A 23,266-nucleotide genomic window follows, 5' to 3' on the forward strand; every position below is an offset into this window, starting at 1 on the left:
GCCTGCAACACAGGCTGCATAAGCAGTTGTAATTAATGGTAAGCCGGAATATCCGGTTACTGATATAGTGAACGTTTTCGGACAGCCCGCGTAACTGGTCGAAACAGTATATATTCCGGAGCTTAAGCCTGTAAGTGTACTTTTTACAGCAGTAGTAGTTTGTCCCCCAGGAAGCCATATATAGGTTAATGCAACCGAATTTGCTGTAATACTGGCTTGTCCGTTGTTTTTACCACAATGGGCGGGAACAGAAGATGTACTTAATGTGTAAGTGAATTTAGTTGGTAAAGTAGCCATAACTGTTGTAGTTCCACTACAACCAAAGGCATCCGTTGCAGTAACTGTGTATATTCCTGAATTAAACACTTTAACGGGTGATCCTGTTTGCCCATTACTCCAGTTGTATGTATAGGGAGCTGTTCCACCAAGCACAGTATTCATTGCTACCCAGCTATAATTTACCGAATCTTCACAGACTCTCCAATTAAAAGTTTTAGCAATTATCACTACAGATGATGACTGGCTGATAATTACAACTGATTTATTTGTACATCCGCTATTGTCTGTTACAGTTACTGTATAACTGCCTGCACTTAATCCGGTAGCAGTTTGTGTATTTTGTCCATTATTCCATAAATAGGTGTATCCGGGTAAGCCACCGGCAGCTATTGCATTGGCTTTACCGTTGTTCCCATTATTACAGTAAACATTATTTATTACATTGGATACTATTGAAAGCCCTCCTGTATTTCCCGATATTGTTACAGTCGAACTTATAGTATTTGAACAATTCGTGGTAAGGTTTACCGTATAAGTACCCGGGCACAATCCCACTGCTGTTTGTGTTGTTTGTCCACCCGGAGCCCATAAATAATTATAACCTGACAAATTGCCGCTGCCACAGGAAATAGTTGCTGTTGCCGTACCATTACAACTACAACCGCTTTGGGGAGCAGAACTCACTGTTACATTTCCAATGGAGTTACTTACAAGGATTTCAGTAACAAAGCCAACTCCGCATGCGTACAATTTGTTGTTCAGTCCTAATTTTATGTCGTAAACAGTATTAGGTACAGGGTAAGTTCCTATCTGAACAAGACTTGAATTATACACTTTAATTACATTACCCGTTCCGGCATATACATTATCACATCCGTCAGTTGTTAGGCCTCCTGAAGCGAACATTGTGCCGCCTGTATTCACCTGCCCCAAAAAATTTCCGTTGCTTTTGTTCCATTTCTTTAAAAGTGACCCATCATATGTATATAAAAAGCCGGGACTGGCAGCCATACCGTTAAACCCATTTGGGTAGCCCATCGGGCCCAATACCGTATTGTAAGTAGGATAAAAGGTAAGAGATTGGGTTTCAACAAATGTATGATTACTGTTTACTGACCATACAGGTAAACCCAAATTTGGAACTTGCAATTTTAGTAATACATTATCAAGGTTGGTTGACCACGGTGCGGTTGTCCTGTTGGTTCCCATATAACAAAAGGAGCTTGATGGGTCAATGCACAGCAGTCCGAAATCATGATATGAGTTGGTCGTGTTTAACACGTTCACGGGGGTAATTGTCGCCATAGTTGTATCAAGCATAGCTGCCTGGTTGATGCCGAATGTTCCGCCACCGGCAATCACTATTTTGTTAATACAACGGTTGTATTCACAACGCCACATTTCGTTCATATCTCGATTGCCTCCTGGATACATACCCGTTTGAAGCCCCATAGTATTTATCTTTAATACGCTTGCCTGGCCGTATCCCTCTACAATATAACTTGTTCCCGAAACTTCATCAACGCTAAAATCACCATACATGCCTTCAAATTGGTTTAATACCGTGTTGAAATTACTCCATGTACTATACTGCCATTGCAAAACCCCTGTACTATTAAATTTGGCCAGTTTGTAGGGTGGAGAAGATCCATATACATAAACATTGCCTGCAAGATCATAGTTAATATCAAATGCTCTGTTGTTTGGAAATGTTGGACTGGATGTCCAGGGGTCAATGATAATTTTTGGGGAGTTGTTATGCTTGTTCAGTATGAAAGAAACAGAATCCCCGTTTATTTTAAAAGACGATCCGATCTTTGTCCCGTTCTCGTAAAAACTTATTGGTGCATGATCTACAAAATCACCAAATTCAGATTGAATGATAATATTACCTTCAATATCAGACATTAATCCAATTGCGTTTTGGTAGCGCATCATTACCTGAGAGAGATCGGCTCCAGGATGAAGGATAATGGAATATTTCACTCCGCCTTTTTCAGGAAGTATATATTCAACATCAATATTTTGATAAATATTTTTGTAAATTATTTTTCTACACGCAGGGGCTTTAATGGTGGATGCGCCATCATTACCTATGTTACCATAGGTGTAATAAAACGAAACCGGTTCCATAGCAATGATTTCTGAATTTGGATTTGACCCTAACCATTCGATCGAAAGAAATCGTGGTACCGATTTATTAATACTTCTTTCTTCTTTTTCATTTTTAAAATAAGAGGATCTTCCTTTTTCTAATTCCTCTTTCTCTTCTTCAGTAGCAGGAATCAGTTCGTTGTGTTTGTATGTTATACCATTTGTAGTAAAATATAGTTCTACTCCGTTTGCGCTGGCGCCATATAGTATTTGCGTGTTTAATGGTTTTAGAGAACCTCCAGTAAGTGAAAAGTTAAATTGACCATTGTTTTTAACAAAAGCACGGTGCTCAAATGGATTAGACGTCCAATCCGCAACCTGTGCTTTAACAGCGCTGCCTGTTAAGGTTACGGCAAGCAGAAAGATGCAAATGTGTTTTGTCAATATCCGATCAATTTTACATATATCAATTATTCTCATATTATGATCAAGGTGTTGCAAGGTTAATTCTAAATCTTGGACCGTTTTGTCCTTTTTTTTAATTAAATTTTAAACGGATTCATGTGTATATATTTTTTAGCTTTTAAAAGTCACATGGAATAGCCAATGTATTCATTTCCAGTTTGTATGCACCTGCTTATAGCTATTTCAACTGTATATTTTCTTCTTTATTAATGTTTCAATTGAACTCAAAATAGCCCTACTTAACCACAATCTTTTCACAAAACAATTTATTATTGTCTGCTGCCCTGATTATATAAACACCAGCGACTAGTGGAGTGCTACTCTGTATCACAACATTTACTATGCCGTCTCCATCAGCCAAAACTATTTTAGAGTAATGCTCTTTACCAAGCACATCAAGAAGTACAACCAAAATAGACGAGTCCTTCTCAAGGCCTGATAAAGATAACAACAGGTTGTCCCCGGTTGCAGTATTTAAAGGATTGGGATAAACAAAAAAATCTTTTTTTCTGCTGTATTCAAATGTGATGGGTACAATTTGCGAGTATATGTAGTTTCCGTCAAAATCGGTTTGTTTCAGTTTGTAATATGATACACCAATGAATGGTTGTCTGTCTTCTGTTGAATATTTTTTCACTGTGGTGCTGTTTCCCGCACCCTGCACTGTCGCTATCGGCTCGAATTGGGTACCATTTACGCTGCGTTCAATGGTAAAATAATCGTTATTTGTTTCTGTAGCTGTTACCCATGATAAGTCAATGTGGCGGTCATTTTGTATTGCTGTAAAACTAAGAAGTTCTATTGGTAACGGAGAGCTTGACAGTGCAAGTGTACGGGGAGAGAACTGTGTAATGCCCGGTTCTGTAACAACATTGCTAGCGTCATCAGCTGTTTGTCCTGCGAGTACAGCATCCCACAGATTGTTAGAAGTGTTATATCTCTGAGCTTGAAGCAAACCTTCATTTCCAACAACTCCGCCGGTAACTTCAGCCTGATCATAAGTATAACTAACGGTAGCCGTACCACTTGGGCCGTTTTTATCTATTTGCCAAAAGCGATCAATTACATTTGTGCTGTTATCGGTGCCCCCTCTAAGTAAATTAGTAACGTTGTCAGGTGTTGACGGGTAGGGTGTATTATCCGATGCTGTCGGATAAGTGGAAACAGATACATATCCGGCATTTCCAGCCGTTAATTGAAAAATTAATGGAATGTAGGTTCCAGCAATAGTACCAAAAGGGTATATATATGAACCAACGGTAGCGCCGACATTCCAAAATATTTCCCCTTCATTATTAGTAGATTCACTTATAATATAACCACTTGTTCGGGTTAACGCTCCAGCCGAATTACTTGTCAGGTAGAGAGCATTGCTATTTAAGTCAAGTCTGCCATCAGCCAGTGTGAAAATATTATCTACACGGATATCTCCGGTTAGTGTTTTGATGTTTGAATCACCAAACTTAAGGTCATAAAAACTCATGTTTGCTGCTCCATTTTCACAATCAATATTTGTAGCATTTAGCATATATACCTTTGAGGTATTTGTAGAAGCATCTACGGTCCCTGAAGTGTAAGTCCAGTTTCCTCCCCCGCCTAAATCCCCGATAGAAATAATGCTTATGAAAGCAAGTATACCTCCGGATTTGTTGATTATAATGTTTGGCAAAGCTCCCCTTCCTTCAATTCCTGATCCTGTAAGAGTTTGATTTATAGTCCCGTTAATATTCAGGGTGCCGGTACCACCGCACCAAGCACTTATATTGGTTACTGTAATATCTCCTTTTGCATTAATGGTTCCGGTATTTATCCGAACTATACCAATGCCGCTAATTGTAAGGGTTCCATTTATAGTTAACGCTGTGGCCATAGAAATAGTAATAAAACAGACAGTGTTAGTTGATATGGTTACCTTGTTAAGGGAATGTGTTCCTGTTATTGTAAGAGATTTATCCATAAAAACTACAGTAGAGGTACCCGCATCAACAGCTCCCTGTGTCCATGTCCAGTCGCTATTAGTTGATATCACGCTTGATAGAAATAGGGTTCCGCTGGGTTTGTCGATATTGATTTTACACATCTTGCCTCTTCCTGTTGTCCCTTCTCCTGTAAGGGTTTGATTAACAGTTCCACAAACGTGAATGGTCGCCGTCCCCCCTGAATTAGTTGGCTCAGTGCTTCTGTTGTAAACCCGTATATTTCCTTTTGCGTCAATAGTACCTGTGTTTAGTTGTATATAAGATGTGCTGTTTAAAAGCGCATCATCAAAGAGCAATGTGCCGTCTACTGTTAAAATAGTTCCCGATGCGATGGTAAATATAAATGGTGCGTTTAGTCCGGTACGAGCCATGAATTCCAGATTATTGAAAGATTGAGTTCCGGTTATCGTAGGTGAGCCGCTAAATACCACCGAAGAAGTGCCATAGTTGACCGTACCTTGGGTATAAGTCCAGTTACCGCTAACACTGATTACATTTTGTAAAAAAAGCGTTCCTGCCGTTTTATTAATATTCACCGAGCATATAAAGCCAAGCCCAGCCACTCCAGTACCGGTTAGTGTTTGATCAACTGTGCCATTAATGTTAATAGTAGCATTTCCACCATTAGTTCCAAAATTAGGAACCGCATTATATTTTATAAGTATGTTGCCTTTTGCGTCAATCATTCCGGTATTAATACTAACCAACGATGATCCAATAATAGTAAGTGTTTGATTAGAGGTAAAAATGGTTCCTCCGGATATTGTATAAACTTGAGGTAAACCAGCTATTGTTGAATTAAACTTCAGGTGATAAAATGACGTATTGCCGGTAAGTGTGATTGCATTTCCAGAAGGATTGAAAAATTTTACAGTACCATTATTATGGTTAAATGAACCTGATGAAAATGTATAATTGCCTGAGATAGTCATTGTATCTGAAGTAGATGTATATACCCCACCGCTTAAAATAAATGCCCCACTAATGAGTATAGCAGCATTACTCCCGGCAAAGGAGCCTGCGGACATAGAAAAATTGTCTGTTCCTACTGTAATAGTTATCCCTGAATTTTGAATGATTGTACCGGAGTACGTTGTCTGTATATCAATACCGGCGACATTTGCATTTGCATTAATATTACAGTCCGCAGAAGAAGTTACATCAAATATAGCTTTATCACTATTTCCGGGCACTACACCAGTTGACCAGTTTAATGGATCATTCCAATTGTTGGTAAGATTTCCATTTGTATAGATTATATCAACCGCAAACAATTTATTTAACGTCATGAAAATAAATAGAATAGCAAGACTTGCATATAAACGAGAAAACTTTCTTTTAGCTGTTGAATTAAGAATCATTCCCTTAATTTAAAATTGCTAATAGTATGATCAAGGCGTTGTCAGGTTAATATTCACACTACAGCCATTCTTGTCCATAATATTTATAGTATACGATCCGGGGCATAACTGGTTTCTATACCTGTTCACTATTCCGCCTGAAGCGGGCCAGGAGTAGGAGTAAGGGCTTGTACCACCGCTTGCAGTAATCATTAACCATTCTTTACAGCCACAGGCTGCGCAATTGGCTGTGCCTTTTGTAAATTGTCCGGACAAGGAGGGTGGAGCAGCTATTGTGACAGATGAACTTCCTGTACAACCTTTGTTATCTGTTACAGTAACCGAATAGACCCCTGCGCTTAAACCTGAAACCTGGAACCCCGAACCCGGAACCACATTGCTCCAGTTATAGGTAAAAGGTGCTGTGCCGCTGCTTACTGTTGCAGTAGCTGAACCGTTTGTACCTCCATTGCAGGTTATATTTGTAGGTAAGACAGTAACCGAAACAGCAGGATTAACAGTAACCGTAGCTGTGGTGGTAGCAGTAGTTCCACCCGCATCTCTTATTGTAACAGTATAAGTAGTAGTTGTAACGGGACAAGGATTAATGTTTTGTGTTGTGCTGCCGTTACTCCATGAATAAGTATAGGGACTGGTACCGCCTGCGCCGGTTGATGTTACCGTTGCGCAGGAACCCGGGCACACCGAACTGCCAGTTGCAGTTACGGAGGGGCCTGAACAATTGACAACAATTATTGTATCTCTTTGTGATGCTCCGCAGGTTGCACTGGAAGCAGAGTGATAAATACTATACGTGCCTGTCGATAAAAAATTGTAAGAGTAATTCACTGTTGTACCACTTACATTCGCGGGAGCACCAATTGTCCAGCTATAGGTTGCTCCCCCGGTTGATACCCCTGTAAAGTTTACAGTTGTGCCAATGCAAATTGTTCTTCCTGTTGATTTGGTAAAGTTGGCAGAAGGTATAATGCTTAGCGTTGCGGCTGCCGTATTAGTGGCTCCCAGGGCATCTTTCACCGTTACAATATAAGTAGTATTGCTTGTGGCACAAGGTGAAATCGAAGAAGTAGTTGCTCCGGTATTCCAACTGTATGTATAAGGCGGGGTGCCACCTGCTGACACTGCGCTAATGTTTTTGCTGCAATCTCCGCTTGTAACACAACCGCCTCCCAAAGCGGCAACCCCCGGATTGGTGCCATCGCAGTTCGTTACAACAATCGTAACCGTTTTTCTTTCGCTGCAGGCGGCAGCACCCGATCCCAAATTTACCGAATGGGTTATGGTGTAAGTTCCTGCAGAAACAAATGAGTATGAGTAATTCTGCGTAGAGGCACTTGTACTCAGGAATGGAGCAGGACAGTAATTTGTCCAGCCGTAATTTGTTACGCCCGTTGTTGTACCCGTGTGTGTGAATGAGATAGCAGTGCCCGCACAAATAACAGTGTCAGGCGATACGGTAAATGCGGGCGATGGCGGAGGGTTTTGAGGGACAACTATAGTTGTTGAAGCTGTACAGCCATTCACATCCTTAACAACAACGGCATATGTTCCGCTTGATAATTGTGCAATGTTGCTGTTTGAGTTATAAGTTGATGATATTGGAGGTAGCCATGAGTAGTTGAACGTGCCCGTGCTTCCTGAAGCTGTCGCACTTGCCGTTCCGTCCTTTCCTCCGGTACATTTGCTCGGTGTTGATGAGGTGGCAATGGAGAACGTTGGATAAGTTGTAATGCTAACCGTTTTTGTTCCTGTACACCCATTCGCATCGGTTACAGTAACGCTATATATACCTCCATTTAAATTAATAATGGTAGCTGTTGTTTGACCATTACTCCAGTTGTAGGAAAAAGGAGAAACACCATTGCCCGCATTTGCCGTGGCGCTACCTGTACTTGAACCACTGCAGGTCGCATAGCTGGCTGAGATCACCACATTTATTACAGGAGAAATAGTAACATAAGTTGTATCTGTATGTGTTACTCCTGCAGCGTCTGTAATTTTTACATAATAAGTGGTATTCGCTGAAGGGCAAGGGTTAATGGTTTGGGTGGTTGCACCCGTGTTCCAGCTATAGGTATAAGGAGATGGTCCGCTGGTGCTTGCTGTAATAACCGGGCAGGCTGCTGTACAAACCGTTAATTTTTTTGACACACCATTAATGTTGCACGAAAGCACCTTGATGGTATCGCGCAATGTATCATTCACACAGGTCGAAGTTTTTTTTAGGATCAATGAAACCGGGTAAATCCCGGGAGTATTATACACATGCGAAGTATTATACGTTGTAGCAGGCGTTCCTTCCCCAAAATTCCATGTGTAGGTGTCCCAACCTGTGCTTGCGTTGGTAAAGTTTACAGTTAAGGGTGCACATGCGGTTTTAGGAGTGGCAGTAAAGCCAGACGAATTAAGTGTATTAAGCGGGGAGAATTTAATAAAATACATATCATAACCATAGTTAAAGCCATTTCCGCTATGCCCCTTTACATAAGCCCCGCCGCCCGGGTCTTTTAATTGAAATGTGCAATATGAATTGTTTCCTGACATATAAACAATATTTCCGCTTCCATCCACACTTACGCCATGAGGTTCCTCACTATGAGGTAGCACTCCGTCTTCCCCGATATATGTTGACCAGGCAAGCACTCCGTTATTTGTAAACACGATCAGGTATGAACTTTCCCTGGCAGCATTAACCGGCCCTAAGCTGTATGCCGATCCGGGATTGTATACCTGCATATTATTGGTATATGTACCAATTGCTATATATATTTTTCCTTCAGAGTCAATTGAGATAGAATTATCAGCATCCCATGGAGAATTGTATTCGCCTTCGGTTCCACCAAATAAAGTGGCCCATTTACGCACACCGGTAATATCAAATTTGAGTATGAAAAGATCATATATGGATGTTCCGTTAACAGAGCCGTCAGGAGTTCCGTTATTATAGGTGTTGTCGAAATAAGCACCACCGCCTGGGTTGAATGTGGGAAAGTTGGGCGAATCGGTACATCCTATCACAAAAAGATTCCCACAGGCATCTGTGACTAGCCCCCATCCTGATTCATTCGTACTACCTGCTCCGCTGTAATAGGTGCTCCATATCCGTGCAAAGCTGGCATTGAATTTCAGAATAAATGCGTCTCCAAATACAACAGAACCTCCACCCGGGTCTCCACCATAAACACCTTGGTAATAGGCCCCGCTCCCGGGATTAAACACCGGAAAATTTCCCCCGTAGTAACCTGCCTGTCCTGTAATGTAAATATTGCCAAAAATATCAACCGTTATAGCAAACCCGGCATCTCCTCCGGATCCTCCATAATAAGTCGACCACAAAGGCATTCCCGCTTTTGTAAGTTTAACGATAAAAACATCAGATCCGGAAACTCCTCCTCCGGCAGTCGCGTCAATATATGCTGTTCCGCCCGGATTGATAACAGGGAAATTAGTGGAGGCTGTTGATCCGGTTATATATACATTTCCAGATAAATCTACTGCTACAGAATATGCATTATCTGTTGCACTTCCTCCGATATAGGTTGCCCAATTTCTTATTCCGGAATCTTTAAAACTCATTACAAATGCATCGTTGATACCATTTGCTGTTGGGTCATAGGCGTTTTGAACCGGAAAATCTGTTGAATTGGTATTACCTGCGACCAATATGTTTCCAAGATTATCAGGTTTTACAGACCAGGCATTATCATCACCAGAGCCTCCATAAAATGTTGCCCACAATTTTACTCCTCCCGGTGAGAATCGCAGAATAAAAGCATCACTTGTTCCACTAATAGTTGCCTGAAAATAAGCCCCTCCAAATGGGTTCAAAACAGGAAAACCACTTGCAGGAGTGGTTGAACCGGAAACAAACAAATTTCCCGCCTTATCAACAATCATTTGCCTGTATGCACCGCCTGTGCTGGATCTTGCGATATGATATGTTGCCCATAATACATTCGGATCGATCACAAGTGTTCCTTTCCCATCCCAGTTAATATCAAAACCAATACTCCCGTTTCTTTCAATTTTGTATTTCCCATTTACCTCAGTTATCACGCCTTCCTTTTCAACAAAACAGTAGAGTTCATTTTCTTCAATTGTCCCGTAAGGTGTAATTATTTTAAGTCGCCCTTCTGTGATCTCAATTTTTTCGGCACCTTCAATTTTATATTTAACTTTTGTTAAGTCCGCGCCTTCATTTAAAACAAACTCATGCTTGAGCCCCCGGCCCGAACTTTTTATTTTCCAGTTAATGTTGTCCCATACATTTTCATATTGTACCTGTCCGTAGTGAGGAACATTTGTAATGCCTTCCGGGTGTTGTGCTGTATAGTAATTCGTATAAAATATATTTTTGTCAGATTCAGAAACAGTGAAATTTTTATTGGTATTTTCAAGTGCGAGGTTCACCCTGTAAGTCTGCTCACCGAGCAATTTGTTGTGTTTCTCATCATGTTCTGTTTTTCTGCCGGGCAGCAAAGGGTATTCTTCCTCTCCTTTTTGAAGCGAGTCGAAAATAAATTTCCGGTACACATAACTAAGTCCGGTTCGGGTAAGATAAGTTTCAAGCCCATTGAACTCACATTTGTACAATACGTTTTCAGCCAACTTCTTCTCGGAAGTTAAAAACTGTCCCCTGTTTTTTTCGAACAATAACTCAGTTGATCGGGTATCAATAGAGTTTTCAGGTGAAAGGATGAATTTTTCTTTTGATTTGTCACCATCAGCAAACCCAAAAGAGCTCGTTGCGATAAATAATGTGATGAAGAGAGGAAAGTACCTTTTTTGCATAGTTGGAATATTAAGGATGATCAATTCCGTTTTTTTTCAGTCAAAAGACTTAACTGTTACATGCAATTTGAGGAATAAATCAGGTGAAAACAAATCAACTTGTTGTAATTACTTCATTTCTGTTTATATAATATATTATGAAATAACTCATAAAATGACTAAATTTAATTAATTATTTCATTTATTCATTCATTTCTGATTAGATGTCGAAGCACCTTTTTTCACTTATTAAGTCATTAAGTATGTCGGAAAAACGACACTTTAAGTTGTTTTCCTCAAAGCATGTAAAAAGTGAAAAGAATAATTATGTCCGGTTGTTTGATGCGATTGAAAAGCAGGATGAATATGATGAATCTCAGTTGATCCGATCTGAAAAGTATATTTCTAATCTCTCGGTACTGAAAGCAAGATTATATAACGCGATTTTAAACAGTCTCCGTTCATACAATGCTAATGCTTCAGTGAAAAATAAATTAAAAGCGGAAATTGATCATATAGAAATTTTGCGGAACAAAGGTCTGACAGACCAGGCAAAAAAGATACTTCAACAGGCAAAGAAAAAGGCGGAGAAGTTTGAGTTCTGGGAAATATGGCTTGAGCTCTTTAACTGGGAAATAAATTTAATAAAAGCCGAAAACTACGTAAATATCGGTCTGAGTGATCTGGAGGATCACTTTTCAGAGTACAGTCGCGTGTTGAATAAGCAATTGGAAATAAAAAAAAATTTACTATTTGAGAGTGTGGCTTTTTCAACTTTCAGAAAGCTAAATCAAACTAAAAATGCGGATGATGATAAAAGGTTCAGAAACATTATTAAACGATTTTATATTGCCGATGTAAATGGACTCAGTTTCTCCGCCCTTTTACACAATTATTTGGCCAAGTCAGTTTATCATACCGCGATGCATAATTATTCCGAAGCATTGACTACGAATGAAAAATTGCTTAAGCTGATGGAGCAGCAGCCGGATTATATTCAGAATAATCCTAAAGAATACGCTAAATCCATATATAACTACGCGCTTTCAATTGTTCTCCTTGACAGGTATTCCTCTTCAATATTCGGATACCTGGACAAGCTGAAGCAAATTAGTTTTAAAGCGGAGGCAGACAGGAAACAGTATTTAATTATGGCTTATTTTCTTGAGCTAAGTATTTATTGTCACATTGGTGAATTTGAAAAAGGTTTATTATTAATAAATAAGGCTAGGAAATCTGATCTGATACACCTGGAGAATAAAAACGAATTTTTAGAGATCATAAATGTAAGCCTTAATTATTTTGTTGCATTCACTTATTTTGGAATGCGCGACTATAAGCAATGCAATAAGTATCTGAGCAGCATTATAAATTACAATTCTCCGATAGGCACGGGTTATACTAAAGCATCAAAATTATTCAGGATCATTGTTGATTTTGAAACAGGAAGTTCGGATATGCTTGAGTATTCATTGAAATCAGCGTATCGACATCTTTATAAGCAGCGTGATACTGCTTCTAAAGCTGAAGTCCTTTTGTTGAAATTTCTGAAGCAACAATTTAAAAATCAATTTAATGGTAAGCAGCTTATTAAGTCAATGAGTGAATTAAAATCGGCATTTGAAAAATTGAGGAATAATAAGTTTGAACGATCCTTTATAAGTGATTTTGATTATATAAGCTGGCTTGAGAGTAAAATAGAAGGTCGGCCATTCGCAGACGTGGTGAAGGAGAGAGTGAAGGTGGTTATCGGTAATCAGTAATCGGTGATCGGTAATCAGTAATCGGTAATCAGTAATCAGTGATCAGTGATCAGTAATCAGTAACCGATTACCCTTTTTAAATCACAGCCAGATCTGCCGCTTTTATCCACCCCCTGTTGCCATTGGGTATTTTAACCTCCAGCCAATCGCCGTTGGTTTGTTCAAGGTGTACTTTGGTGCCTTCGTGTAAAACAAACAGGTTGGTGCCTTGTTCTGAAGGAGAGCCCTTGATACTTACACTTGATGTTAATATAATAGCTTCATTACGTGACATACTTATCTGGTTGCTTTTACGGGCGACAAACAGGAAGAACAAAGACAATGCAAATGCCACTATACATATAGTAAATCCAAGCTGTTTGGTTGACCGGTTTTTTGTTGAAAAATAGATCAATAAACCCGCAAAGCCAGTCCATATGAATGCAATAAAGATGATGGACCAGGTTTTTTCCGACAAAGAAAGGATAAAACTATTCCACCAATCAGTTATGAACAATTGCGGCAGGGATTCTATTTTATCTACCAGTTTTGCATTCGCCATTTTCAGGTTGTAATTGATATCCTCATCGGCCGGAGAAAGTTTTTTCGCTCTTTCATAATTAAGAATAGCTAATGCTATATGACTGCTTTTGTAATGGGCATTCCCAAGGTTATAATATACTTCCGGCGACTCATATCCATTTGCTATTATCTGATCATAATGTTTTATGGCTGCATCAAATTTATTTTTTGAATAGGCAGTATTGGCGCTGTCAAGGAAGGCTTCGTTGCTTTGCGCGAACAGTGAACCAGAAAATAATATAAGGATAATTTGTAGAGAATGCCAAATTGACGATATTCTTGTAGATATATTTTGCCACAAAAGCACGAAAGCTCCAAATTTCACCAAAGTTTTTTTGTGGGTTTTTGTGTTTTTGTGCTTTGGTGGCAAAGAGGCAGATGTTATTGAATTGGGCATTGTATTATAATTTCTAAATATTAACTTAATTGATCTTCAATTTGTGTAATTATGGTTGCCGAGTCATTGTATGCACCGTGCAAATCTCCCGATACGGATGACGGAGCATACCTTGCGAATTCACAGTTACTTAATATGGTTTCAAGTTTCTGACAGGTTTCATCATTTACTTTTTTTGATCTCAACATAGCTGATATGCTTTCCTTTGTTAATTCGGCAAAGGGAATATTCAGGCGATCGCTGAGATAGCCATACAGGGCTTTGAATATTTCTTCGTAGAAAGGCTCTTTGTTATTTTCTTTCAAATGTTTTTCTGCCTGTACAAGACGCTTCTTTGCCATCTTGCCTGCCTTACGACTTTTAACCAATACCAGGTCGCTGTTATCTTTAATGTTTTTTCTCCGTACAAGGATAAATGCCGCGAACAATAGCATAGGGGAGAGGAGACCTCCGTAAAATCCACGAGAACCCCAAAAACCATTGTCTTTTTTCTTAAGCTGAATATTGTTTGTTTTTATGTAGCGTATATCATTGCCCACCACAGCTACATCCTTTTTTTGAATAGTGGTCATAACCGCGGGTGAAGTGTTGTCATCATCTTTTCCCTTCTCAACGTTAATGGAAAATTCAGGAGAAGGAAGAGTGATATAGGTTTTTTTATCGGGATCGAAATAGCTGAAACTTACCTGGTCAATTTTATATTCACCGGCATGTCTTGGTATCAAGAGGTATTCAAAACTTTTACTCCCGGAAACTCCGGAATTATTGGCTGAGATGTTGTCATTTATTTTCGGGTCGTATTTCTCAATGTCTTCAGGCACATTGACCTTAACTTCATCGATCAGCTTAAGGTTTCCGCTGCCTGATATGCTGATGGAAAGGTTAACTGCTTCATTTGTTTTCACTTTGTTTTTGTTCATACTTGCCTTAAATGTAAAATTACCTACAGCACCGGAAAAATTTTCGGGCTTATTGGTTTCCGGCAAAGGCATCACTTCAATTTTAACAGGTTTACTTTTAGCTTTCATCAGCACATCTTCATAACCTCCTGTTCCGAAAAACTGGTCGAATACATTTTGCGGCTGACGGGAACGTTGACGTACTACACATTCAACGTTGATCGGATCAATTTCAAGTGTTCCGCTGCGCTGGGGGAATAAAAAGGTGCGCCTCAATTCAGCCACGCTGTAATTCACACCTTCAATGTTTTCGTTGCTGAGTGTGATCTGCCCTTTTTGAGGTGCGTCCTGAGACCAGAATCCGTTATAAGTAGGGAATTTCACATCCTGGAATCCCCTTAAACTCAGCCGTGTATATATTTTGTGCACTACGGTAATCTGTTCTCCCTGGTACACTTTAGTGCGGTTCACCGAAGTGCGTGCGAATAAATTTTCATCACTGCTCTGAGCTGCAGCTGCATTGCCCTGGTTTCCTCCCTGATTGCCCGCATTGGGATTCCCGCTACTGGCTTTGGATACTTCAATGGTAATGCTGTTCGATTCTTTTTTATTGCCGTTCACCGTAATGCTGGCCGGACCAATGGTGATCTTGCCCTCACGTTTTGCCGCGATATAATAGGAGATGGAGGTTGACTGCGACATACTGCCATTTATGATCTGAACGGAATTAGAGTGATTGGGACCTGAATAAATATCAAAATCTTTTAAAGCTGCCGGTGGTTTGAAGTTATCCGCTCCGCCATTGGACACAGCGAATTCAATTTGAAATGGTTCACCAACCGCGACCCTGTTTTTGCTGACTGCAGCAGTGAAACCTTGTGCCATTAAGTCGGATGTGAGCAGTACAACAGCCAATCCGATCAATAATGCAATTGAAATATTTTCTATTGTCTTTTTCATTTTATTGTATTTCTATATACCTCTTCCGGTTTCCAAATTCCACCTTCCGACTCCTAACTCCTAACTCCTAACTTCCGACTTCTGACTTCCGACTTCCGACTTCCGACTTCCGACTTCCGACTTCCGACTTCCGACTTCCAACCCTACCAATCCTTCTCAATCGCAGTCTTTTTGCCAACAGCTTTTTCGCGTTTTAATTTTTCCTGTGTATTTTTTTCTTCATTGTTTGAAGCTTCCAGCAAGCGTTGCGCGTCTTCTTTTGATATTTTATCCTGTGGCTTTTGCTCTTGCTTCTGATCTTGTTTTTGATCCTTTTTATCTTCCCTTTTGTCTTTATTATCCTTGTTGTCTTTTTTGTCTTCGTCCTTATCCTTTTTGTTTTGTTGATTTTGTTTCTTTTGTTCTTTCAGTAACCGTGAGGCGTACGAAAGGTTGTAGCGGGTGTCTTCATCTTTCGGATTGTTTTTAAGCGCTTTTTTGTATGCTTCCACGCTGTTGCTTAACATACTCTCTTTATCAGAGTTCATTGAGTCATTCGCGATCATTTTTGGTTGCGACAGGTAATTCTTCAGGTAAGAGTTCCCCAGGTTATGATAGGTTCTTGCCAGTGTATCACTGCTTGTTTTTTTATTCGACAACATTTGAAACTGGTTGATGGCTTCTTTGTATTTGCCTTGTTTGTAATAGGCATCGCCCAGGTTGAACGTGCCTTTGTACGAATCATTTTTCTTTTGAAGTGATCGCTGATAACTTTGTTCGGCTTCCGAATATTTACCTTTTTCGTAGTTCTTGTTTCCTTCACGGATCAGCACATGATCATCCTGTGCAAAAGAAGCAAAGGTTCCAATCAGGGAGCAAACAAAAAGTAATATATATGAATTATATCTGGTCATTTTTTGTTTCGAATAAATTTAGCCGTTCCAGCCACTTGCTTTTACGTTCACTGATCAATAGTTCAAGTATGATCAGGAGCAGGGCAGGAGCGAGGAAATAATAAAATTTATCATCGTAATCGCTGTACATTTTACTTTCGTAATTTTTCTTTTCCAGTTTGTTTACTTCATCTAATATCACATTAAGCCCGGTTTCCGAATTGCTGGCGCGAACATATACACCATTTCCGGCACCCGCCAATTCCTGGAGCATTTGTTCATTCAGTTTTGTTATTACTGTATTACCTTCTCTGTCTTTTTTAAAACCGACCTGGGTTCCATTTCTGTAAACAGGTATGGGTGATCCGCTTGGCGAACCCATGCCTATCGTATTCACCGATATGCCTTTGTCAGCAGCTTCCTCTACTGCTTTCAATGCATCGTCTTCATGGTTTTCGCCGTCTGTTATTACAATGATAGCTTTGTTTTTTCCTACATCCTGTCCGAATGATTCCATGGACAGGCTCGAGAAAAAGTTTGGCAGCGGCGTAATCTGTTGTAATGGGTAATTGCACATAAGCCTCTCCGCCGAATACAACAATGCCTATGCGATCTCCCTCCAGCTTATCTATCAGTTTTGATATGGCGAGTTTAGCCCGCTGCAGGCGATTCGGCGAAAGATCCTCGGCCTTCATACTGTTGGAAACATCGAGCGCGATCATTACATCAGCCCCTTTTCGTTTCACCTCTTGTAATTTTGAACCGATCTGGGGATTGACAACACCCAAAATTATCAGCGACAGAGCCAGCAGCAAAAAAATGAACTTCATTGTGGGTTTCGCTGTAGATACATCCGGCATCAGTTGCTGAACCACTTCCGTATCGCCCAGCGAACGTATGGCTTTTTTGCGCCATTGTTTCATCAGTATGAATAACAGCACGAATACCGGGATCAGCAGATAGGCGTATAAATATTGTATGTTTTCTAGTCTGAACATGGTATCAGGTAATGCTTCGGTAAACAGTATATCTTAATAATAACTCAAGTAACAGGGCCAGACCGGCGGCTATGGCAAATGGCAAAAAGTGTTCTTCTTTGTTGGTGAAACTTTTTTCCTCAAACTTTGTTTTTTCAAGTTTGTCGATCTCCGAATAAACCTGTTTTAGTTTTTTATTATCAGTTGCCCTGAAATATTTTCCTCCTGTCATTGCGGCAATCTCGCTCAGCATTTTATCATCGATCTGAACTTCCATGTAATCGAACTCATAACTTCCGTCCGGGTAACGTGCCACAGGCGAGAGTGCCTTGCCTTTTGTTCCAACGCCGATTGTATAAACACGTATTCCAAAAGTTTTAGCGATCTCAGCGGCGGTGACAGGAGCGATGGAGCCCTGGTTGTTAACGCCATCGGTGAGCAGTATCACCACTTTGCTTTTTGCCTGGCTGTCTTTGATGCGGCTTAGAGCGTTCGCGAGTCCCATCCCGATCGCTGTCCCGTCGTTTATCATTCCTGTTTTGATGCCCGCAAAGAGATTTTTAATAATAGCATGATCGGTTGTGAGCGGGCATTGTGTAAAACTTTCGCCGCTGAATATCACAAGCCCTATACGATCGTTAGGTCTGCTGTCAATGAACTCCATGGCGACTTCTTTAGAAGCTTCCAGGCGGTTGGGTTTAAAATCCTGGGCGAGCATACTTGCCGAAATGTCCATTGAAATAACAATGTCAATCCCTTCCGAATAAATATCTTTCCAGCTTGAACGTGCCTGCGGGCGGGCGATAGCGATGATCAAAAAGGCGATGGCAATTGTACGGAACGCGAACAGGCTGTGGCGTAAATATACTTTTAAAGGAATGCGTAATCCGGCAAGACCTTGCAGCGTTGAAATGGAAACTTCCGCTTTGGCAGTTCTGTTCCTCCAGATGTACCAGGCGATTAACACCGGTATTACCAGGAGCAGCCAGAGGAGCTCAGGGTTTGCAAATGTTATGTCGTTGTAGTTGAACATAAAAGGCCTCACCTAAATCCTCTCCGGGGGAGAGGACTTTGGATCTTCGTTTGTTATAATATTATTACTCTTATCTGATAATTGTCCTACGCTACTTTTTATTTCTTCCTGTTTATTACCTGTTTCGGCTACTTTTGAGGGTGAGCCTGTAGAACCATCATTTTCCCTTGATGTTCCATTTACAAAGTCAAATGCATTAGCCAGGCTTAATTCATTTTCAGTTGGCAAAGGTTGCTCTTTGGCGAACTTTACGAGGTCGGCCACAAGAAATATCTGTTTTATTTTCTTCTTGCTTTCTTCATCAATCAAAACACTTCTGAAGTTCGACATGATTTCATCAGAAGTCTGTTCCAATGCGGGTATTTTAAAACGGGCTTCAATATATAAGCGAAGTATGTCGGTTAACCGGCTGTGGTATTGTTTTACTTTGCCTTCCTGCCATAACTTTTCCTGTTTAAGTTTTTCAAGCTCCTGCAATGCCAATATATGCGGCGGTATTTTTGATTTAGGTTCAACAATTGTTTTCGGTTTTACTTTGCTAAGTCTTTTTACAATATAAACAATTGCGAGTATGGCCAGTATAGTTCCAAACACCCAATAGGCGTAAGGTATAAGTTCGCGCCAGCTGAAGGGTTCATATAAAGGAGGCTTAATGTCTTTAATGGCCTGTGTTGTATCAATGGGAACGTTGTTTACCTGTAATAACATCGCTTCAGTTTCATAAGGGTGAGCGGTGTCTCCGTTAATAACGAATTTGAAGGGAGGCAGCGCGTAAAAACCCGAATCAAAGGAAGTGATGGTGACATGTTGGTTTTGGACAAATAAGAGCGGTTCATTTTTATCGGGAATAGTGGTGTCAATTTTAGAAGCATTTACTATTTCAACTTTACCAACTATAGTGTCCTTTAGAGTAGGCCATTGGATCTTTAGATTTCCTTTATCGCCGCGGTACTGAACAGAGAGATGTATTTGCGTTTGTTCACCAATACGTATGGCGTTCGAGTCGATATTGGCCGATACTCTTATATCCTGTGCGCTTGAAGAAAAAGAAAGTTGGCAAAGGGCAATAAGCAGTTGGCAAAAAATAGCAAACCTATTGCCAATTGCCGACCGCCAACGGCCAACTTTATTTTTCTCTTTCTTCATTTCCTTTTTTTTCTAACTTCTAACTTCTAACTTCTAACTTCTAACTTTCTAACTTCTAACTTCTAACTTCTAACTTCTAACTTCTAACTTCTAACTTCTGACTTCTGACTTCTGACTTCTGTCTCCGCTCAACCAACAACCAACAACTTGCCTCATCTACTCTCCCTTTGTTTAAATAAATTCATTAAAGGCTGTATGTACGATTGATGAGTTCCTATTGTAGCAGTATCAACACCGCATTTGTTGAACATGTCCTTCAGATATGATTCTCGCTTTTTAGCATTCGTGCTGTAATGTGAGCGAACTTCGTAGCTGGAAGTATTAACCCAGCTCAGCTGACCGGTTTCGGAATCTTTTAATTTAACAAGACCAATGTTTGGCAATTCAAATTCACGTTTGTCATATATACGCAGGGCGATCAGGTCATGTTTTTTGTTGGTGATCTTAAGAGCGTCTTTATAACCATCAGCCATAAAGTCGGAGATCAGGAAAGCGATGCTTTTCTTTTTTACCACATTTGTAAAAAAGCGCAAAGCCTGTTCAATATTTGTTTTATTACTTTCCGGTTTAAATTCGATAAGGTCACGAATGATGCGTAAAATATGGCTTTTCCCTTTTTTAGGAGGAATGTATTTTTCTATTTTGTCGCTGAAGAATATCACTCCAATCTTATCATTGTTCTTGATCGCTGAAAACGCAAGTACGGCGCATATTTCAGTGATCATATCTTTTTTGAATTGTTTTTGTGTTCCGAAATTCTCCGAACCGCTTACATCAACCAGTAACATTACTGTCAGTTCACGCTCTTCTTCAAATACTTTTATAAACGGGTGATTGAATCGGGCTGTAACGTTCCAATCAATTGCACGGATATCATCGCCGGGCTGATATTCCCGAACCTCGCTAAAAGCCATACCACGACCCTTAAACGCGCTGTGGTATTCTCCCGAAAATATCTGGTTGGAGATACCCCGCGTTTTGATCTCGATCTTGCGGACTTTTTTTAAGAGTTCTGTTGTTTCCATTTTTGAAAAGGGACGAGGGGCGAGTGAAAGTGAAAAGGGATTAATTTTTCATTGAACTAATTGCTTCCCGTTTTAATTCGAGTGTTTGTATTGATTTTGTTTCCATTGCTATAATTTGATCAATAACTGAAACACGCTCGTCAATTTCTTTTTTACTCAAAATAAACTTTGATTTAACATACCATCCTTTAGCTTCTCTTGCAGATCCTCTTGAAATTCTTAGAAATCGAGGATATTCTTTTCCATAGCCTCTGCCATATCCTTCTTCAATATTGGCCGAAATTGACCCAACTGCTCTTATCAGTTGTTTTGCAACTTCTATCCCCCTGAAATCTTTTCCCAGCAACTCACAGTCATCCCAACACTTATCCCATAATTCAAGTGATTTGATATAAAATCCTAAATTATCAAGACTGTCTTTCATTTCTTTTTGTTTTTTATTTATTTAAATTTTTACTTTCCATTCTTGTTCCTGTCTCTCGTCCCCTTCACTCATCTCCCTATTTTTCCCTCGTCCCTCGTCCCCTTCACTCGTCCCTCTATGGTACCTCCACCGTATTCAATATTTCATTCACAACCATTTCACTCGTAATATTTTCTGCTTCCGCTTCATAAGTCAATCCAACGCGGTGACGCAGCACATCCTGGCATATCGCGCGAACGTCTTCAGGAATAACATAACCTCTGCGTTTAATAAACGCATAAGCTTTTGAAGCCATCGCGAGGTTAATACTTGCGCGCGGCGATCCGCCGAAACTGATAAGCTGTTTGAATTTATCAAGTTTGTATTCTGATGGGTAACGGGTTGCGAAAACAATATCCACAATATATTTCTCGATCTTTTCGTCCATATATACATCTTTCACCACTTTGCGGGCATTCAGTATTTCAGCAGTGCTTAAAATGCTATTCACAGTCGCTGCAGTATGGGCGAGATTCTGGCGGATGATCTTTTTTTCATCCTCTTTTGTAGGGTACCCGATCACCACTTTCAGCATAAATCGGTCTACCTGCGCTTCGGGCAGGGGATAGGTACCTTCCTGTTCAATGGGGTTTTGCGTCGCAAGAACTAAAAAAGGTTCGGGCAGTTTGAATGTTTCATCACCAATAGTGACCTGCTTTTCCTGCATTGCCTCCAGCAAAGCGCTTTGCACTTTGGCAGGAGCACGGTTTATTTCATCGGCCAATATAAAGTTCGCGAAGACAGGGCCTTTGCGAATGGTAAATTCTTCTTTCTTTTGATTGTAGATCATGGTACCGATCAGGTCGGCCGGTAACAGGTCGGGAGTGAACTGAATGCGGCTAAAATTGGCATGAATTGTTGCAGCCAGCGATTTAATGGCCAGTGTTTTTGCAAGGCCCGGTACACCTTCAAGTAAAATGTGTCCGTTCGAGAGCATGGCGATCAATAAACGTTCAACCATGTATTTTTGGCCAACGATCACCTTATCCATCTCAAGGTTGATCATATCAACAAACGCGCTTTCTTTTTGAATACGTTCGTTCAATTCTTTAATATCCGTCATAATTTAATGGGTGTTTTATTTGTGACGCAAATTTAACTCTATGGTATAGTTTAAAGGGTGTTTAAAGTGTTAAAAAATGTTAACTCGTGCGAATTACGAATGTAAACGAATGTTACGAATGTGATAGGTGGGTATATTCGTATATTCGATTCGTGGTAATTCGATTCGTAATATGCGTAAGCGTTATTTTTTAAGACTATCCTATGTTGGTACTCAGTACCACGGCTGGCAGCAGCAGGCGAATACGCCTGATACCATACAGGAAATTATGAATATCAGGTACTCATCTATTCTGGGTGAGAAGATAAACATGATAGGCTGCGGCCGCACAGATACCGGTGTTCATGCCCGCGATTTTTATGCACATTTTGAGGTGGAAAAGACCGACCTCATGGACGACTATGAATTGTGGATGTATAAATTCAATGTTGTGCTTCCCCACGATATGGCAGTTCATGAAATAATTCCGGTACATGAAAAGGCTAATGCCCGGTTTAGCGCCACTTCACGTACATACCAATATTTTCTGCATCATAAAAAGGACGCGTTCCTGCTCGATCGGTCTTATTATTGTCCGCAGCAGCTGGATGTGGAGCAAATGAATGAAGCAGCCGCCAAACTGTTTAACTATACCGATTTTACGAGCTTCAGCCGCTCACGTACACAGGTAAAGACCAATTTGTGCACTATAATGAAAGCGGAGTGGGAGGTAATTAATAATGGATTGGTATTTACGATAAAAGCCAACCGTTTTTTACGCAATATGGTGAGGGCGATTGTTGGCACTATGGTTGATATAGGAAAAGGAAAGTTAACTGTTGATGATTTTTGCCGCATCATTGAAAGTAAGGATCGCTCGGCGGCGGGATTTTCGGCGCCTGCTTGCGGATTGTATTTAATGAAAGTAGAGTATAAGGATGGAATATTGAATGGAGGGATGAGTGAAGGGGGCGAGGGACGAGGGAAAGTAAAAAGTGAAGAAAAATCTTTGTGAAACTTTGTGCTTTCGTGTCTTTGTGGCATTTGTTTTTAGCATTAATTGTTAAGTCATTACTGTTTTGATGTTTATATATAACGTTCTTTGAAAGTATTGTTATTATTGAGTTACAGGGCTTTTAGTTGCTAAGACGATTTGAAATTGATTCAGCATTTTTTGAGT

13 protein-coding genes and 1 pseudogene are annotated in these 23,266 nt (G+C 40.2%); 2 read left to right on the plus strand and 12 right to left on the minus strand.

All coding sequences use genetic code 11. The annotated features are described in order from the left end of the window. The 3 genes from HYU69_02705 to HYU69_02715 all read right to left on the minus strand — a co-directional run. Positions 1–2,817, minus strand: a 2,817-nt coding sequence (locus tag HYU69_02705; GenBank protein MBI2269248.1) for a hypothetical protein, incomplete at its 3' end; no start/stop codon positions are given. Positions 2,818–3,073: 256 nt separating this feature from the next. Further along, entirely contained in the window at positions 3,074–6,178 is a 3,105-nt protein-coding gene (locus HYU69_02710) for a T9SS type A sorting domain-containing protein (protein ID MBI2269249.1), read from the minus strand. Positions 6,179–6,208: 30 nt separating this feature from the next. Next, positions 6,209–10,969 carry an SBBP repeat-containing protein gene (locus HYU69_02715; GenBank protein ID MBI2269250.1) on the minus strand — a complete coding sequence of 1,587 codons (4,761 nt, stop codon included), beginning with the start codon at positions 10,967–10,969 and terminating at the stop codon, positions 6,209–6,211. Positions 10,970–11,172: 203 nt separating this feature from the next. Between HYU69_02715 and HYU69_02720 the strand changes: the two genes are divergently transcribed. Further along, complete coding sequence (locus tag HYU69_02720; GenBank protein ID MBI2269251.1) at positions 11,173–12,711, plus strand: hypothetical protein; 1,539 nt, start codon at positions 11,173–11,175, stop codon at positions 12,709–12,711. 76 nt (positions 12,712–12,787) lie between these two features. Here the strand turns inward: HYU69_02720 and HYU69_02725 are convergent, their stop codons facing one another. The 9 genes and pseudogenes from HYU69_02725 to HYU69_02765 all read right to left on the minus strand — a co-directional run bounded on the left by HYU69_02725 (position 12,788) and on the right by HYU69_02765 (position 22,107). Further along, the gene (locus tag HYU69_02725) at positions 12,788–13,600 is read right to left on the minus strand and encodes a tetratricopeptide repeat protein (protein MBI2269252.1); all 813 of its coding nucleotides are present in this window, start codon (positions 13,598–13,600) and stop codon (positions 12,788–12,790) included. Between the two features lie 89 nt (positions 13,601–13,689). Next, positions 13,690–15,528, minus strand: a complete 1,839-nt coding sequence (locus HYU69_02730) for a protein BatD (GenBank protein MBI2269253.1) — start codon at positions 15,526–15,528, stop codon at positions 13,690–13,692. A gap of 143 nt (positions 15,529–15,671) precedes the next feature. Next, on the minus strand, positions 15,672–16,421 hold the full coding sequence (locus HYU69_02735; GenBank protein ID MBI2269254.1) for a tetratricopeptide repeat protein: 750 nt from the start codon (positions 16,419–16,421) through the stop codon (positions 15,672–15,674). Beyond that, positions 16,408–17,398: pseudogene (locus HYU69_02740) on the minus strand (VWA domain-containing protein). The gene HYU69_02735 and the pseudogene HYU69_02740 overlap by 14 nt, the downstream one beginning before the upstream one ends. A gap of 4 nt (positions 17,399–17,402) precedes the next feature. After that, positions 17,403–18,410, minus strand: a complete 1,008-nt coding sequence (locus tag HYU69_02745; protein MBI2269255.1) for a VWA domain-containing protein — start codon at positions 18,408–18,410, stop codon at positions 17,403–17,405. A gap of 12 nt (positions 18,411–18,422) precedes the next feature. After that, positions 18,423–19,556 carry a hypothetical protein gene (locus tag HYU69_02750; protein MBI2269256.1) on the minus strand — a complete coding sequence of 378 codons (1,134 nt, stop codon included), beginning with the start codon at positions 19,554–19,556 and terminating at the stop codon, positions 18,423–18,425. 152 nt (positions 19,557–19,708) lie between these two features. Continuing rightward, positions 19,709–20,581, minus strand: a complete 873-nt coding sequence (locus HYU69_02755; GenBank protein MBI2269257.1) for a DUF58 domain-containing protein — start codon at positions 20,579–20,581, stop codon at positions 19,709–19,711. A 40-nt stretch (positions 20,582–20,621) separates the two neighbouring features. Beyond that, a complete protein-coding gene (locus HYU69_02760; protein ID MBI2269258.1) occupies positions 20,622–21,005 on the minus strand; it encodes a four helix bundle protein in 384 nt (127 codons plus the stop codon). Positions 21,006–21,120: 115 nt separating this feature from the next. Then, positions 21,121–22,107 (minus strand): AAA family ATPase, encoded by a 987-nt coding sequence (locus HYU69_02765; protein ID MBI2269259.1) that lies wholly within the window; start codon positions 22,105–22,107, stop codon positions 21,121–21,123. Positions 22,108–22,279: 172 nt separating this feature from the next. On the opposite strand from HYU69_02765, the gene truA reads away from it, so the two are divergent. Next, the gene (gene truA / locus HYU69_02770) at positions 22,280–23,101 is read left to right on the plus strand and encodes a tRNA pseudouridine(38-40) synthase TruA (GenBank protein ID MBI2269260.1); all 822 of its coding nucleotides are present in this window, start codon (positions 22,280–22,282) and stop codon (positions 23,099–23,101) included. Positions 23,102–23,266: the final 165 nt, after the last annotated feature.

The organism is Bacteroidota bacterium (assembly GCA_016183775.1).
GTDB lineage: Bacteria > Bacteroidota > Bacteroidia > JABDFU01 > JABDFU01 > JABDFU01.